This window comes from Ensifer sp. ENS03 (genome assembly GCF_014852035.1).
Taxonomy (GTDB): Bacteria; Pseudomonadota; Alphaproteobacteria; order Rhizobiales; family Rhizobiaceae; genus Ensifer; species Ensifer adhaerens.
The window spans coordinates 317,076-330,977 of sequence record NZ_JACVAV010000001.1 but is presented as its reverse complement, the minus strand read 5'-3'; the positions used below and the strand labels follow the sequence as shown (position 1 = coordinate 330,977).

At 63.0% G+C, this 13,902-nt stretch carries 15 protein-coding genes; 7 read left to right on the top strand and 8 right to left on the bottom strand.

What is annotated here, in order from left to right:
- Positions 1–19: 19 nt before the first annotated feature.
- The 4 genes from IB263_RS01725 to IB263_RS01710 are packed head-to-tail and all read right to left on the bottom strand — an operon-like array spanning position 20 to position 4,851.
- Positions 20–2,296 (bottom strand): ATP-binding protein, encoded by a 2,277-nt coding sequence (locus IB263_RS01725; RefSeq protein WP_192437435.1) that lies wholly within the window; start codon positions 2,294–2,296, stop codon positions 20–22.
- Positions 2,297–2,351: 55 nt separating this feature from the next.
- Entirely contained in the window at positions 2,352–2,843 is a 492-nt protein-coding gene (gene lspA / locus IB263_RS01720; protein ID WP_060519760.1) for a signal peptidase II, read from the bottom strand.
- Positions 2,840–3,700 (bottom strand): RNA methyltransferase, encoded by an 861-nt coding sequence (locus tag IB263_RS01715; RefSeq protein ID WP_043615629.1) that lies wholly within the window; start codon positions 3,698–3,700, stop codon positions 2,840–2,842. Before IB263_RS01715 ends, lspA begins: the two co-directional genes overlap by 4 nt.
- Positions 3,697–4,851, bottom strand: coding sequence for a class I SAM-dependent rRNA methyltransferase (locus IB263_RS01710; RefSeq protein WP_192437433.1), 1,155 nt, complete (start codon positions 4,849–4,851; stop codon positions 3,697–3,699). Before IB263_RS01710 ends, IB263_RS01715 begins: the two co-directional genes overlap by 4 nt.
- Before the next feature lie 309 nt (positions 4,852–5,160).
- On the opposite strand from IB263_RS01710, the gene IB263_RS01705 reads away from it, so the two are divergent.
- Positions 5,161–5,619 (top strand): carbon monoxide dehydrogenase subunit G, encoded by a 459-nt coding sequence (locus tag IB263_RS01705; protein ID WP_112770621.1) that lies wholly within the window; start codon positions 5,161–5,163, stop codon positions 5,617–5,619.
- Between the two features lie 61 nt (positions 5,620–5,680).
- Here the strand turns inward: IB263_RS01705 and IB263_RS01700 are convergent, their stop codons facing one another.
- From IB263_RS01700 to sppA, 3 genes are all read right to left on the bottom strand, one after another.
- Positions 5,681–6,025, bottom strand: coding sequence for a lipopolysaccharide assembly protein LapA domain-containing protein (locus IB263_RS01700; RefSeq protein WP_034797442.1), 345 nt, complete (start codon positions 6,023–6,025; stop codon positions 5,681–5,683).
- A gap of 106 nt (positions 6,026–6,131) precedes the next feature.
- A complete protein-coding gene (locus IB263_RS01695) occupies positions 6,132–6,509 on the bottom strand; it encodes an integration host factor subunit beta (protein WP_226020731.1) in 378 nt (125 codons plus the stop codon).
- 54 nt (positions 6,510–6,563) lie between these two features.
- Positions 6,564–7,523 (bottom strand): signal peptide peptidase SppA, encoded by a 960-nt coding sequence (gene sppA, locus IB263_RS01690; RefSeq protein ID WP_034797445.1) that lies wholly within the window; start codon positions 7,521–7,523, stop codon positions 6,564–6,566.
- A 263-nt stretch (positions 7,524–7,786) separates the two neighbouring features.
- On the opposite strand from sppA, the gene lptC reads away from it, so the two are divergent.
- The 6 genes from lptC (at position 7,787) to ptsN (ending at position 12,980) form a co-directional block, all read left to right on the top strand.
- Positions 7,787–8,455, top strand: coding sequence for an LPS export ABC transporter periplasmic protein LptC (lptC, locus tag IB263_RS01685; protein WP_034797447.1), 669 nt, complete (start codon positions 7,787–7,789; stop codon positions 8,453–8,455).
- Positions 8,456–8,470: 15 nt separating this feature from the next.
- Positions 8,471–9,031: an LptA/OstA family protein gene (locus IB263_RS01680; protein ID WP_034797449.1), complete on the top strand. Its 561-nt coding sequence runs from the start codon at positions 8,471–8,473 to the stop codon at positions 9,029–9,031.
- A gap of 12 nt (positions 9,032–9,043) precedes the next feature.
- Positions 9,044–9,862, top strand: coding sequence for an LPS export ABC transporter ATP-binding protein (lptB, locus tag IB263_RS01675; RefSeq protein ID WP_034797451.1), 819 nt, complete (start codon positions 9,044–9,046; stop codon positions 9,860–9,862).
- Positions 9,863–10,008: 146 nt separating this feature from the next.
- The gene (gene rpoN / locus IB263_RS01670) at positions 10,009–11,547 is read left to right on the top strand and encodes an RNA polymerase factor sigma-54 (protein WP_060607297.1); all 1,539 of its coding nucleotides are present in this window, start codon (positions 10,009–10,011) and stop codon (positions 11,545–11,547) included.
- 223 nt (positions 11,548–11,770) lie between these two features.
- A complete protein-coding gene (gene hpf, locus IB263_RS01665; protein ID WP_034797455.1) occupies positions 11,771–12,343 on the top strand; it encodes a ribosome hibernation-promoting factor, HPF/YfiA family in 573 nt (190 codons plus the stop codon).
- Positions 12,344–12,515: 172 nt separating this feature from the next.
- Positions 12,516–12,980, top strand: coding sequence for a PTS IIA-like nitrogen regulatory protein PtsN (gene ptsN / locus IB263_RS01660; protein ID WP_034797457.1), 465 nt, complete (start codon positions 12,516–12,518; stop codon positions 12,978–12,980).
- Between the two features lie 54 nt (positions 12,981–13,034).
- Here ptsN and IB263_RS01655 read toward each other — a convergent pair whose 3' ends face one another.
- Positions 13,035–13,847, bottom strand: a complete 813-nt coding sequence (locus IB263_RS01655) for a helix-turn-helix transcriptional regulator (protein ID WP_192437431.1) — start codon at positions 13,845–13,847, stop codon at positions 13,035–13,037.
- Positions 13,848–13,902: the final 55 nt, after the last annotated feature.

The window sequence follows — 13,902 nt, the reverse complement described above, 5'->3', positions numbered from 1 at the left end:
ACCGTAACCATCGCAAGAGTTACCGTTTGCGCAGCAGACGCGCGATCTCCGAGGTCAGCACCTGCGGGTCGGCCGGCTTCGCCAACACCACATCGGCGCCGGCGGCAAGCAGGCGGTCGCGCATATCCTCGCGGATATCGGAAGTCAGCACGATGACCGGCAACCTTGGCAAGGAGCGTATTGCCTCGTCATTACGGATGTGCCGCATCATGGAAAGCCCGTCGCCACCCGGCATATTGAGGTCGGTGACGAGAAGCTCCGGCAAGGCGTTTCCGGCAGGGGCTCGCAGCGTCTCGGCGACCCCCGCGAAGTCGCTGACGAGCTGCACCGCGTGTCCCGAACGCTGCAACAGCGTGCGGATGATCAACGCATTGATCGGATCGTCCTCGGCCAGCAGGATGCCGTGTCCCGGCTGGCGGACGGGTTCAACGGCGGGCTCCTCGCGCAGGACCGGCCTGTTGTCGTTGATCGCGTCGCGTTTTTCGATGCCCTTCAGGCGCCCGAGCAGCACTTCGATCAGCGACTTTTCGCGCAAGGGCCGGATCAGCCAGGCCTCGTAGCCATCCATCTGGTTGACGGGGTGACTGTTGCGCTCCTCCGGATTGATCAGATAGGTACGGCGAACCTCCAGCCGGCCGATGGCCGGCTGGAGTGCGAGGAGCTGCTCGTACTGCTGCGCATGCCGGTGGTCGACGATCACGTCGGTGAGCGGTGCGCCACCTGCCTGCACATCGGCAAGAACATGCTGGGCTGCGGCAAGCGTCGTTGCGCGGTGACAGCGCCCGGCAAGCGTGGCGATGGTTGCCGCCAGCGCCGCCGAGGCCGGGCCATCGGGAGCCATGACCAGCACATGCGACCCGGCGAGGGTGGAGCGGCGCTCCGACGCAATCGCCTCGACTTCGGCAAGCGGCAAGCAGATTTCAAAGCGGCTGCCGCGGCCGGGCGCGCTTGCGGCCGTGAGACTGCCGCCGCAGGCCTGCATGATGCGCCTCGATATCGCGAGGCCGAGCCCTGTGCCCTTGGCGCGTTGCTCGTCGTTGCCGGCCTGCTCGAACTCCTCGAAGATGCGCTTCAGGTCGTCGGGCGACATGCCCGGCCCCGTATCGTCGATACGGATCCGCACGCAATCCTCGATCGTGTCGGCGCTGACGAAGACCCCGCCGACTTCCGTGAATTTGACCGCGTTGCCGATGACGTTGAAAAGCACCTGGCGCAGACGCGCCGCATCGAAGGCCATCAGCGCGGGCACGTCGACGGAAACGGTGGCGCCGATCTCGATGCCCTTCTCGTGGGCGCGATTGGAGAGCATTTCCACGACGCTCTCGATCACGCCGCGCGGATCCTGGCGGCTGGGGCGAAACTGGAAGCGGCCGGCTGAAAGCGACGAGAAGTCGATCAGGTCTTCGACGAGCTGGACCAGAGCGTGGCCGGATTGCTGCATGCCGGCGAGATAGTTCTGCTGCTCGCTCGACAGGCGGGTCTGGCCGAGCAGATGGCTCATGCCGAGAATGCCCGAAAGCGGCGTACGGATCTCGTGGCTGACGGTGGCGAGCAGCCGCGACTTTGCCTGGCTCGCCTCCTCGGCCCGCCGGCGCGCCGCCTCACGCTCGCGCGCGGCCCGCGCTTCCTCGGTGACATCGCGCGCAATGCTGTGACGCATGAGCTTGCCGCTCGCCGGATCGCGGGCGATCACGTCATGCCAATCGAAAAGGCGGACGCCTTCGGCCGCGGCGATGCGCACGAGGTAATGATTGGGCGCAGCCTTCGGCTCGAAGCTCAGCCCAAGGGCGCCGCAGGCCATGCCCCGGACATCCGACCGGCCGCAGACCTGATGGAAGACAGCGTTGGCGTGGACGATCTTTCCGTCCATGCCGCGCATGATCGCAAGGTCACCCAGCGCATCGTGAATGGTCGAAAGCAGCGCCGAGGTTTCGGAGCGGTGCCAATCCTGGTCCCGCTCCACCTCATCGGAAACCGGCACGCTATCAAACGCGCGGATGGCTTCGACGGCGAGCAAAAGCGCACCGACCACGCCGGCCGCGGCAATCGCCGCGGCGAACAGGTGGAAGCCGGCAGTCATGCCGACGACGAGGACAAGGCCGGAAGCGACCAGGCCGAGCAGCGCCAGGGATACGTAACTAAGCGCAGAGCGCGCGCCGGAAGCCGGCTGCGCCGACACCTGACGGGACGCCGGCCCATCGAGCGGGAGCGCCGAAACCGACGCAGCCTTACCCGCCCGGGCGTCTCTCCCGAAGCCGGTTTCGATCCGCTCTGGCAGTCGTGACGGTTCGCTCATGCGTTCCGGCTAACACGACAGGCGTTCCGAATGGCTTCAAGGCTTCGATAAAATCTTAGCGATCCGCTTTTTTCGCGTGCAGTAGTTCGTCAAGAATGATCGCGCCGGCGCCGATGGTGATGAAGGTATCGGCCAGATTGAAGACGGCGAAAGACCACGTCTCCGTATAGAACAGGATGTAGTCGATGACGTAGCCGAAGAGCAGCCGGTCGACGAGGTTTCCGAGCGCGCCGGCGATGATCAGCGCATAGCCGAAATGGGCGAAGAACCGATCCTTCGGCGTGCGCTTCCACAGCCAGAGCACAAAGGCGCAGACGGTGAGCCGCATGCCGACGATGAACCAGCCCTCCATGCCTGACAGCATCGAGAAGGCGACGCCGTAGTTGTAGGTGCGGTAGAGCGCCAGCATCGGTACGACATGGACCGCCTGATTGAAGGGCAGGTAAAGCTCGACCAGATACTTGATCACTTGGTCGGCGATGAGCGCGAAGACGATGAAGACCGCGATCGGCAGCGGCCGCGAAAACAGCACCTGCTTCTCGCTCATGCGCGGGCATCCAGGGTCAGAAGGTGGCGGCGCGCCTCGAACAGCATGATGCCGGTGGCAATCGCCAGATTGAGCGAGTCGGCGCGGCCGGCCTGCGGGATGCGGGCAAGCGCACCGGCTTCTCGAGCGAGTTCCTCCGGCAGACCCGACTGCTCGTTGCCCATCAGAAGCACGACCGGCTTGGTCTTGTAGTCAATGGTGCGATAGTCGACAGCGCCGGCGAGATGGGTCGCGACGACCTTCACGCCGGCGGATTTCTGCCAGCGGATGAAGTCCTCGACGCTGGCGCGCGCCACAGGCATGGCAAAGACCGAGCCCATGGTCGCACGCACGGTTTCGAGCGAAAACGGATCGGTGGTCTCGCCGACGAGAATGACGCCGGAAGCGCCGGCGGCATCGGCGGTGCGGATGACGGTGCCGAGGTTGCCGGGATCGCGGACGCGGTCGAGCGCCACATAGGTTTCGCCCAGCTGCGGCTTCAGGTCCTTCAGCGACTGGTAACGCTGCTCGAAGATGCCGACGACCATCTGAGGATTGTCGCGCCGCGTGATCGTCGACAGCACTTTCTCGCTGACTTCCAGCACCAGGCCGCCCTTGGCGAAGGTCTTTGCCGCCACCTGCTCCACGTGCGGCTTGCCCTTGGCCGCCTTGGCATAGATCAGCGTCTTGATCTTCCAGCCAAGGTCGAGCGCGTCGATCACCAGCTTCAGGCCCTCGGCCATGAAGGAGCGCGTCTCGTCGCGGTGCTTCTTCTGCGTCAGCGCGCGGATGTCCTTGATGATCGGGTTGGTGAGGCTCGTGACCTCCTTCACCTGACCGACACGACCGGTGCCGTGTTCGCTTCTGTCGTTCGTCATTGCGGTACCCAGCGGCTGAAGAGTGAGGTCGAAAGCGCCCTGCCCGGCTCGCGGCCGTCAAGCCCGCCCTCGCGGATGATGAGCTCGCCCGACTCCACCCGGCCGCCGTGGCCGCGCATCGTCTCGCGCATCAGTTCATGGATCGAGTAGAAGCTCGCCCGGATCGAATAGGCCGTCAGCACCAGGCCGCGCGCCTCCGGCGACAGGATCTCGCGGCAGATGTCGAGCATCGCCGCCAGATGGTCGAAAAGCTGCCAGACCTCGCCGTTCGGCCCGCGGCCGAACTTCGGCGGGTCGGTCAGGATGATGTCGTAGCGGCTGCCGCGGCGCTCTTCGCGCTGGATGAACTTCATCGCATCGTCACAGATCCAGCGGATCGGCAGGTTTTCGGCCCGCGCCAGCTGCTGGTTTTCGCGCGCCCAGCCGATTGCCTTCTTGGAGGCGTCGACATGGGTGACCTCGGCGCCGGCCCTGGCGGCGATCAGCGAGGCGACGCCGGTGTAGCCGAAGAGGTTCAGCACCTTCAGCGGCCGCCCTGCCCTTTCCACCTGATCCTTCACCCAGCTCCAGTGCGCGAGCTGTTCCGGGAAGACGCCGACATGGCGGAACGAGGTGAAGCGTCCGTGGAAATCGGTGCCGAGCAGCTGCATCGGCCAGGTCTCGCCGAGCACGGCGCCAGGAAAGCGCCAGCGCCCCATGCCGTCTTCGTCGGTGTCGCCGGTGAAGATCGCGTCGGCTTTTTCCCAGACGCTATCGGGCAGGCTGCGCGGCCAGAGCGCCTGCGCCTCTGGGCGCACGATGCGGTAGGGACCGTATTGCTCAAGTTTTTCGCCGGCGCCGCTGTCGATCAGGTGATAGCCGGATGCGTCCGACGTTTCGAGAATGAGCGGTATGCGCTCGGCCGGCTTTTCGCCCGTTCGCCGCGCGATCACCCGCGCCGGCGTTTCCTGTGCAGGCGCATGCTTTGCTGGCTTCTCGCGCGTCTCCGCCGTCTGTGCTGCCGCCGGTCGCGCCGGCCGTTCCTTGAAGCCGCCGCCCTTCGGCGGTGCCGAACGTTTCTGATCGTAGCGGCCGCCGCCACGCGCTTCGGCACCACGGCCCTTGGCCGTCGTCACGGAGGCATTCTTCGACCGCCGGTCCTTTTCCTTCACGCTGAAATCCCTGGGCTTTGTTAGTGCATGGGCCGCCTGCCTGCGCAGTATCCGGGACGGGCCGGCGGACGCCATGAGGTTTGTCGCCGCAGCCTGAAGCCGCAGCATCTCTTGAAGCTGCAAATAGCATCGCTGATGCTCTTGGCAAAGCCGTTTCCGTTTTGCGAAGATAACGCGCAAGAACCCGCTGCGAATTTTCTTGGGCTGGAACCGGCTTCGCGACAAAATTCCGCGGCAGGTCTAGTGTGTCGAAGCGACATTTGCGCGTCGATATCGGGCGCGCGGCGTCGCATGGGGGGAGGAAAACGCATGGACATGACCGGCGAAGAGCGGATTGCGGCTGGGCGCGACGCGGTGTGGCGCGGCCTCAACGACCCGGAAATCCTCAAGCGATGCATTCCCGGGTGCCAGTCGCTGGAGATGACGTCGCCAACCGAGCTTGCGGCCGTGGTGAAGATCAAGATCGGCCCGGTCTCGGCCTCCTTCACCGGCAATGTCGTGCTCTCCAATCTCAATCCGCCGCAGAGCTATACGATCTCGGGCGAAGGAAAGGGCGGCATCGCCGGCTTTGCCAAGGGCGGCGCCGACGTCGCCTTAACAGAGGACGGTGACGAAACGGTGCTGCATTACGACGTCAAGGCGGAGATCGGTGGCAAGCTCGCGCAGCTCGGCTCGCGCCTGATCGACTCAACCGCCAAGAAACTGGCGCAGCAATTCTTCGCCGATTTTAGCGCCGCCGTCGGCGGTACGGCGGAAGCTGCCAGCTAAAGAGGCGACGCGGACCGAACGGGCGCCCCGTCTCGGTCTTCGCAGGCTTGTGAACTTCTGATCAGTTCTGCGGCGCTGCGAGCGTCGCCTGGGTTGCGAGCTTTTCCGCCTGGCTGCGGTGTTTCTCCGCCTCGCGGTGCCACTTCACTGCTTCGTTCGCCTCGTTGCGCGCGCGCCGCCGGTACTTGCCCTGGCTGAACCAGGTCGCGGCGGCACCGAGGATGACGCCGACGATGACCGCAAGGAACAGGAAGACGAAGAACGGCGCGCTCACGGAAAGCACGCTGTCTTCCGGCCGGAAGGGGTTCAGCGCCAGCGTTACGCTCTGGCGGTTGGCCACGCTCAGCACAATCAGGATGATAGCGACCGGCACGAGAACAACGATGTTGATCAGTTTCTTGAACATTCAATCGCTCCATCTCGCCGACGCCCGTGCGCTTTGCCGGACGCTTGCCGGCAACGGGCCTCGTTTAAAGGGGTCGTTAGGGGTCTCTGGCGACCGCCAAGGATGATCAATCCTCGTCTTCGCCGTTCATGCCCGGGTTGAGGCGCTCGCGCAGTTCCTTGCCGGTCTTGAAAAACGGCACCCATTTTTCCTCGACAAAAACGGAATCGCCGGTGCGCGGGTTGCGCCCGGACCGCGACGGCCGGTTCTTGACCGAGAAGGCGCCGAAGCCACGCAGTTCGACCCGGTTGCCTGCGGCGAGCGCGTCGGTGATCTCATCGAGGACCGCGTTGACGATATTTTCGACGTCGCGGTGGTAGAGATGCGGATTGCGAGCCGCAACAATCTGCACCAGTTCTGACTTGATCACTGTCGCCCCCTCAAATTCTTGTTTGTTTTGCTTTTTCGGTCTGCATTGTGATTTCCGCAAGGCGGTGCGCGGCATTTGCAAAATCACCGACATCGCTCGACGGCTCAGGCTGGGTATATGTCGCCTTGCTCATTGGCCATCAACCTGCCAAACCGAAACAAGACCGTCAAGAAACAACTTGTCGCCTGCAATTTTTTCGAGCCCGCTCATTGCCGGAAAAGCGTCATATCCCAACATCTTGATCCAGTTGCCGACCAGCGCGCCGAGGCCAAAAGGCAGGGTCTTGCGGGGGGCTTCCCAATCGACGATCGGCAGGTCCTTCGACACCTTTTTCTCCGTGAGGAAGGCGCGAATTTCGTCCTCGCCGCCGAGCTTGTCGACGAGCTTGGCCTTCAGCGCCTGGCGGCCAGTGAAAATGCGTCCGTCGGCGAGCAGCAACGCATCGGGACGCGGCAACTTGCGGCGGTCGGCAACCAGGTCGACGAACCAGGCGTAGCTGTCGTCAATCATCGACTGGATCATGGCCTTCGCCTCGTCGCTCGCCGGATGGAAGGGCGAAGGTTCCGCTTTCAGCGGCCGCGACTTGATCGATTCCAGGGAGACGCCGAGCTTGTCCATCAACTCCTTGACCTGCGGATACTGGAAGATGACGCCGATGGAGCCGGTGATCGAGCTCTCACCGGCAACGATCGTATCGCCGCCGAGCGCGATCATGTAGCCCGCCGAGGCGGCAAGCGTGCGCACGTCGGAAACGACCGGCTTCTTGGCCGCCACCTTGCGGATCGCCTTATAGATAACCTCGCCGCCATAGGTGGTGCCGCCCGGCGACGAAATGGTCACCACCAGTGCCTTGACGCTATCGTTGTCGGCAATCTTTTGCAGGCGCTCGAGCAGTTCGCGGTCATCCTGGATCAGGCCGGTGATGGCAACGCGCGCCACATGCTGCCTGTTGTGGCCGACGTCGTCGGCAGCCCCGGACCAGGCAAAGATCGCGAGCGCGACGAGGAGAAGCAGCCCCGCGACCACAAAGCGCCAGAAGCTCAACTTCCGGCGCAGGCTGCGGCGATCGGCGATGGCGAGTTCGTCCATGTGGGTTTCTCCCGATTTGTTGGCGCTGCTTCTGTCAGTTTCCGCGGGAACGTGCTATCTGCGCGCGAAGAGGCATATTCCATAGACGCGCTTGACCACGGTTGAAAGCCGCGGCTGGCGTTTTTGCGCTTCACCCGAGTTTTTTTGCGGCGCCATTGTGCGTCAGCAAAAAATATCCATATTTGCGACGACTTACACCAATGTATGTAAATGACCCCCACGTTGGGTCAGCGACAAAAGCAGTAGAACCGACAGGCCCTTCCATGTTGAACCACGCGCCAGCCCCGGGCATCTTTGCCGATACGGGTGCGAGCTCCGCCGACGCCTATGCGCTCGCCGCACGGCATTCCGCGCGCGTGCGCCGCCTGAAGATCATCCTGCCGATCATCGCCGGCGTCATTGCCGTCATTTTTGCCGCCGTGTCCTTCGTGCGCGCTTTCATGCCCGTCGACCTGCAGATCGAGACCGCGACGATCGAGGACGGCAAGATCGTCATGAAGAATCCGGCGATCTCCGGTCGCAACAAGCAGGGCATCAGCTACTCGATGAAGGCCCAGCGGGCGCTTCAGGATATCGCCAACCCCGACATCATCACGCTGCAGACGATCCACGCAGAAATGCCGATGAAGGATTCGATGATAGCGACCGTTGACGCGACCAACGGCATCTATGATCGCGGCGCCAACACGCTCGACATGAACGCCCCGTTCACCATTTCCGTCAATAATGGCATCAACGCCGACTTCCAGTCGGCCTATCTGGACATCAATGCCGGCGAGATGGAAACGAAGCAGCCCGTTGCGATCAGCATGAAGGGTGGTTCGATCATTGCGCAGACGCTGCGAATGACGGATAAGGGACGTATTGTAATTTTCGAGGGTATGGTGAGGGTCAACGTCGAGCCCGCCGCCATCCGCAAAAACGCGAAATAGGACCCGGTGCACTCCATGTCGGTCACAACCGCATCATTTTTCAAGATTTCCGCCAGCCTGGCCATTGCCGGAGCGGGCGCTTTGATTATTGCCTCCGGCGCTTTTGCGCAGGCCACGTCGAGCAAGATGAAGGGCCTTGAGCTGTCCAACGACAAGCCGATCCAGATCGAGAGCGACAAGCTCGAAATCAAGGACCCGGAAAGCAAGGCGATTTTCACCGGCAACGTCAAGGTCGTGCAGGGCACGACGACGCTGCAGGCCGGCAATATGGTCGTCTTCTACAAGTCCGGTGGCGGCTCGGTTTCGAGCGGCGACGCCGACATCGACCGTATCGAGGTCAGCGAGAAAGTATTCCTGAGCTCCGGCACGCAGCAGGCGACGGCCGATACCGGCTCGTTCGACATGACCAAGCAGGTCTTCGTTCTCAAGGGCGACAAGGTCGTCCTCTCCGAAGGCAAGAACGTCTTCGTCGGCTGCCAGCTCAACGTCCAGATGGAAACCGGTGAGGCCCAGCTCGAAGCCTGCGGCGGCCGCGTGCAGATTCAGCTCGACCCGAAGTCCCGCAAGACGAACTGACGTAGACCGCTCGTGCAACTTCCCTTCCTCCACAAGCGCAAACGGGTCCGCAAGCCGTCGGCGACCACTGCGGTCGCTTCCGGCCATGCGGTCGACAAGGCGCGCTATGACGGCACCCTGATTGCCCGCGGACTGACCAAGGCCTATCGCGAGCGTCGGGTCGTCAACGGCGTGTCGCTGGTGGTGCGGCGCGGCGAGGCCGTGGGCCTGCTCGGGCCAAACGGCGCCGGCAAGACCACCTGCTTCTACATGATCACCGGCCTCGTCCCCGTCGACGAGGGCTCGATCGAGATCAACGGCAACGACGTGACGACCATGCCGATGTACCGGCGTGCACGCCTCGGTGTCGGCTACCTGCCGCAGGAAGCGTCAATCTTCCGCGGGCTGACGGTCGAGGAGAACATCCGCGCCGTGCTCGAAGTTCACGACAAGAACCTGGAGCGGCGCGAAAGCAAGCTCAACGACCTGCTCGGCGAGTTCAACATCACGCATCTGCGCAAGTCGCCGGCGATCGCGCTTTCCGGCGGCGAACGCCGCCGTCTGGAAATCGCCCGTGCGCTTGCGACCGACCCCACCTTCATGCTGCTCGACGAGCCCTTTGCCGGCGTCGACCCGATCTCGGTCGCCGACATCCAGGCGCTTGTCCGGCACCTGACCTCGCGCGGCATCGGCGTGCTGATCACCGACCACAATGTCCGCGAGACGCTCGGCCTCATCGATCGCGCCTACATTATCCATGCCGGCGAAGTGCTGACGCATGGTCGCGCCAACGACATTGTCACCAATCCTGACGTGCGTCGGCTCTATCTCGGCGACAATTTCAGCCTCTGAGACCGCCTCGCGGGCGATTCCGCCCGCGAACGCGCTTGACCAAACCTTTCCGATAAGCAATTTTTGGGCCAATTAAGAAAAGGGCCCGACCGGCGACCGGAGAAGCACCGCGGCCCCTGGAGATTTCTCGGGAGTTTCGCGTCAGCATGGCCCTGTCCGCCAGCCTTCATCTGCGCCAGTCCCAGTCTCTGGTGATGACGCCACAGCTCATGCAGTCGATCCAGCTGCTGCAGATGACGCATCTTGAGCTCAACCAGTTCATCGCCCAGGAAGTCGAAAAGAACCCGCTGCTCGAATTTCAGGCAAATGACGATCAGGTCGCCCCGGAGCAGGGCGAGATGGCCGGCGGAGACGAGAGAGGCGGAAGCGACGACGGCGGCGGCCAGGCGGATCTCTATGACAGCGCCACGTCGCAAAGCGGCGAGCGGCTCGACGACCAGCTCGATGCCGATTTCGCCAATGTCTTCCAGGACGACACCACGCCGCAACGCGCCGATGCGCCGGAACTGCTTGGCCAGTGGAAATCGATGCCCGGCGGCGGCGAGGGCGAAGATTACGACCTCGACGATTTCGTCGCCGGCCGCAAGAGCCTGCGCGAAACGCTTCTGGAGCAATTGCCCTTCGCGCTGCCGGCTCCTTCCGATCGACTGATCGCGCAGCACCTCATCGACCAACTCGACGACGCCGGATACCTGCAGGCGGACCTCGGCGAGGTTGGCGAACGGCTGGGCGCCGCCCATGCCGATGTCCTCAGGGTGCTGCTGACGCTGCAGCAGTTCGATCCGCCCGGTGTATTTGCCCGCTCGCTCGGCGAGTGTCTGGCCATCCAGCTGCGCGCCCGCGACCGGCTCGATCCGGCAATGGAGGCGCTGCTTGCCAATCTCGAACTCCTGGCGCGGCGTGATTTCGCGACGCTGAAGAAGATCTGCGGCGTCGACGAGGAAGACCTGATCGACATGCTGGCGGAAATCCGCAAGCTCGACCCGAAGCCCGGCACCAGCTTCGAGACCAGCGTCAGCGAGGCGATCGTGCCCGATATCGTCGTGCGGGCAGCGCCCGACGGCTCATGGATGGTCGAACTCAATCCGGATGCGCTGCCGCGCGTTCTGGTCAATCAGGACTACTTCGCTTCGGTGTCACGCGGCACGCAGAAAAACAGCGCCGACCAGGCCTTCCTCAACGAATGCCTGCAAAATGCCAACTGGCTGACGCGCAGCCTCGACCAGCGCGCCCGCACGATCATGAAGGTCGCCACCGAGATCGTGCGCCAGCAGGACGCATTCCTCGTCAACGGCATCGGGCACCTCAGGCCGCTGAACCTCAAGACCGTCGCCGACGCCATCAAGATGCATGAATCGACCGTCAGCCGCGTCACCTCGAACAAGTACATGCTGACGCCGCGCGGGCTGTTTGAGCTCAAGTATTTCTTCACCGTCTCGATCGGCTCGGCCGAGGGTGGCGACAGCCATTCGGCGGAATCCGTGCGCCACAAGATCCGCACGCTGATCCACGAGGAGAGCACCGAGGCGGTGCTTTCTGACGACGACATCGTCGACGTCCTCAAGAAGGCCGGCATCGATATCGCGCGGCGCACGGTCGCCAAATACCGGGAAGCGATGAACATCCCCTCCTCCGTGCAGCGCCGGCGGGAGAAGCGCGCGCTCGCCAAGGCCGCCGGTTTCTGAGCACCGGAAGTTAAGGCGCATTAACTTTTTTGCGACCTTCGATTGACTCTCTCCGACACAGACGATATGAGCCCGCCGCAATTGCCGGGGACTGCTCACCCCGGAAGCCTCCGGTGCGACCGGTGGCTGCGACAGAGGCGCGCTCGCAAGTCTGAAAGGCTTGGATGACGGGACCGCTTGGAATAGACTGGCTGCGCAAATCACGAACGAGAGAGGAAACTCCATGAGTGTGCGTGTATCCGGTAAACAGATGGAAATCGGCGATTCGTTCCGCGCCCGCATTGGCGAGCAGATCGAGCAGGCCGTTACCAAATATTTCGACGGAGGATATTCAAGCCAGGTCACTGTGGAAAAATCCGGGCCGCGCTTCAGCGCCGACTGCAAGCTTCATCTCGATACGGGCGTGGTAATGCAGGCGAACGGCCAGGCGAACGATCCACAGGCTGCGTTTGACGCGGCGTCGGATCGCATCGAAAAGCGTCTGCGTCGCTACAAGCGCAAGCTGAAGGATCACCACAACGGCAACGGACAGAACGCTGCCGAGGTGGCTTACACAGTGATGGATTCGGTGCCGTTCGAGGACGACGAAGTTCCCGAGGATTATGCGCCGACCATCGTGGCTGAGAGCTCGAAACAATTAAGGACGATGTCTGTCGCAAGCGCCGTGATGGCGCTCGACATGACGGACGAACCCGTCCTGATGTTCCGCACTCCCGGCAAGGCCGAACTGAATATCGTCTACAGGCGCAACGATGGAAATATTGGCTGGATCGATGCTGCCAATATCAAAGCATGAGCGAAAAAAGAGGGATGCCGGCGTGCCGGCGTCCCTCTCCCGCAACTCAGCGGCCAGGCCGGAAATGTGACTTTTCTGTGCATGGGATCCGCCATGACAAAGATGGTTAGAGCCATTGCGACGCATTTGTGATGATGTTGTCCGGCTCTAACCGGCGAACGAGGACAAAAGAATGGCATTGGCAGGTCTACTGCATCAAAATGCGATCATCCCGGCCATGAGGGCCAACTCGAAAAAACAGCTCCTTCAGGAATTGGCGGCAAAAGCTTCTAAGATCACCGGGGTTCCCGAGCGTGAAATCTTCGACGTGATCCTGCAGCGCGAGCGCCTTGGTTCCACCGGCGTCGGCAACGGCATCGCCATTCCGCACGGCAAGCTCAACAATCTCCCCTCGATCATCGGCATTTTCGCGCGTCTCGACACGCCCGTCGATTTCGAGGCGCTCGACGACCAGCCGGTCGATCTCGTATTCCTGCTGCTCGCTCCGGAAGGCGCCGGCGCGGACCACCTCAAAGCCCTGTCGCGCATCGCCCGCGTGCTTCGCGACCAGGACATGGTCGCCAAGATCCGCTCGAGCGATTCCGCTAGCGCGATCTACACGCTGCTCGACGACGACGCGACCTCGCACGCGGCCTGAGCTTGAACAACGGGGCGCATCCGGCAGGATGCGCACAGTCGCCCGAAGCCTGCATCAGTAGAGCTGACGCCCGTTCAAATGATCAATGAAAATCCGGAACAGGGCACCCTGGCTCGAAATGCCGAGCCGGCGATAGATGTTCTTGCGGTGGATGCGAACCGTGCCCTCGGCGATGTTCATCACCTTGCCGATCGACAGGTTGCTGTGGCCCCTAAGGATGAGGCGCACGATGTTGCGCTGCTGCTTGGTCAGCCGATCTGAACACAGGCTTTCGAACGCCGCCTCCATCGCATCGTCGCCCTCCTCGGAGGGCGACGGCGCAATCGTCTGGCCCTGCTGGCGCCAGTTCGACCTGATGGCCTCGCGCACGATCGGCTCGTAGACGCGCAGCCTGGCCAGCTCCGTCTCGCTGAAAGGCTCGCCGCCGCGGCCGCGCATCAACGAGTAGGTCGCCTGCAGGCCGCCATCGAGCGGGATAACGAAGCCCACCTCCTCGACGAGAACGCCGGATTCCATCGACACGCAGGGATGCACTTCCGCCGACGACGAGAAGTCGGACAGGAAGAACTGGTCAGGCGCAAGCTCGCGCATTCGCCAGAGCCCTGCCGGCTGGCCGGCACAACAGGCGACGTAAAAGGGATCGAGCAGGTAGGCGCCGCCGAGATAGGCGGAGAGCGCATTTGCCGACACCTTGGCCGTATAGCCGTCATGCAGGACGATCGGCCTTGCATCGTAAGGATAGGCAAACGCGACCGAGAGATCGAAGCCGGTGACCGATCGGAGCATCCGATCGAGCGCTCGGCCGAAATCCTCCGTGCCGATCAGGCCAATCATCGCCGAGATATCGGCAGACTCGCTTGCGAGCATTCCCTTGTCATCCCCCAACCCTACGTATCCCCCATGGGATATCGACAGCCCCTCA

Bases quoted from the DNA above. Each gene is read 5' to 3' on its own strand.
- lptC (WP_034797447.1), top strand. From the start codon at position 7,787: ATGTTGAACCACGCGCCAGCCCCGGGCATCTTTGCCGATACGGGTGCG.
- IB263_RS01655 (WP_192437431.1), bottom strand. From the start codon at position 13,847: ATGCTCGCAAGCGAGTCTGCCGATATCTCGGCGATGATTGGCCTGATC.
- IB263_RS01725 (WP_192437435.1), bottom strand. From the start codon at position 2,296: ATGAGCGAACCGTCACGACTGCCAGAGCGGATCGAAACCGGCTTCGGG.
- ptsN (WP_034797457.1), top strand. From the start codon at position 12,516: ATGGCATTGGCAGGTCTACTGCATCAAAATGCGATCATCCCGGCCATG.
- lspA (WP_060519760.1), bottom strand. From the start codon at position 2,843: ATGAGCGAGAAGCAGGTGCTGTTTTCGCGGCCGCTGCCGATCGCGGTC.
- IB263_RS01715 (WP_043615629.1), bottom strand. From the start codon at position 3,700: ATGACGAACGACAGAAGCGAACACGGCACCGGTCGTGTCGGTCAGGTG.
- IB263_RS01680 (WP_034797449.1), top strand. From the start codon at position 8,471: ATGTCGGTCACAACCGCATCATTTTTCAAGATTTCCGCCAGCCTGGCC.
- IB263_RS01695 (WP_226020731.1), bottom strand. From the start codon at position 6,509: ATGCCGCGCACCGCCTTGCGGAAATCACAATGCAGACCGAAAAAGCAA.
- hpf (WP_034797455.1), top strand. From the start codon at position 11,771: ATGAGTGTGCGTGTATCCGGTAAACAGATGGAAATCGGCGATTCGTTC.
- IB263_RS01705 (WP_112770621.1), top strand. From the start codon at position 5,161: ATGGACATGACCGGCGAAGAGCGGATTGCGGCTGGGCGCGACGCGGTG.
- rpoN (WP_060607297.1), top strand. From the start codon at position 10,009: ATGGCCCTGTCCGCCAGCCTTCATCTGCGCCAGTCCCAGTCTCTGGTG.
- sppA (WP_034797445.1), bottom strand. From the start codon at position 7,523: ATGGACGAACTCGCCATCGCCGATCGCCGCAGCCTGCGCCGGAAGTTG.
- IB263_RS01700 (WP_034797442.1), bottom strand. From the start codon at position 6,025: ATGTTCAAGAAACTGATCAACATCGTTGTTCTCGTGCCGGTCGCTATC.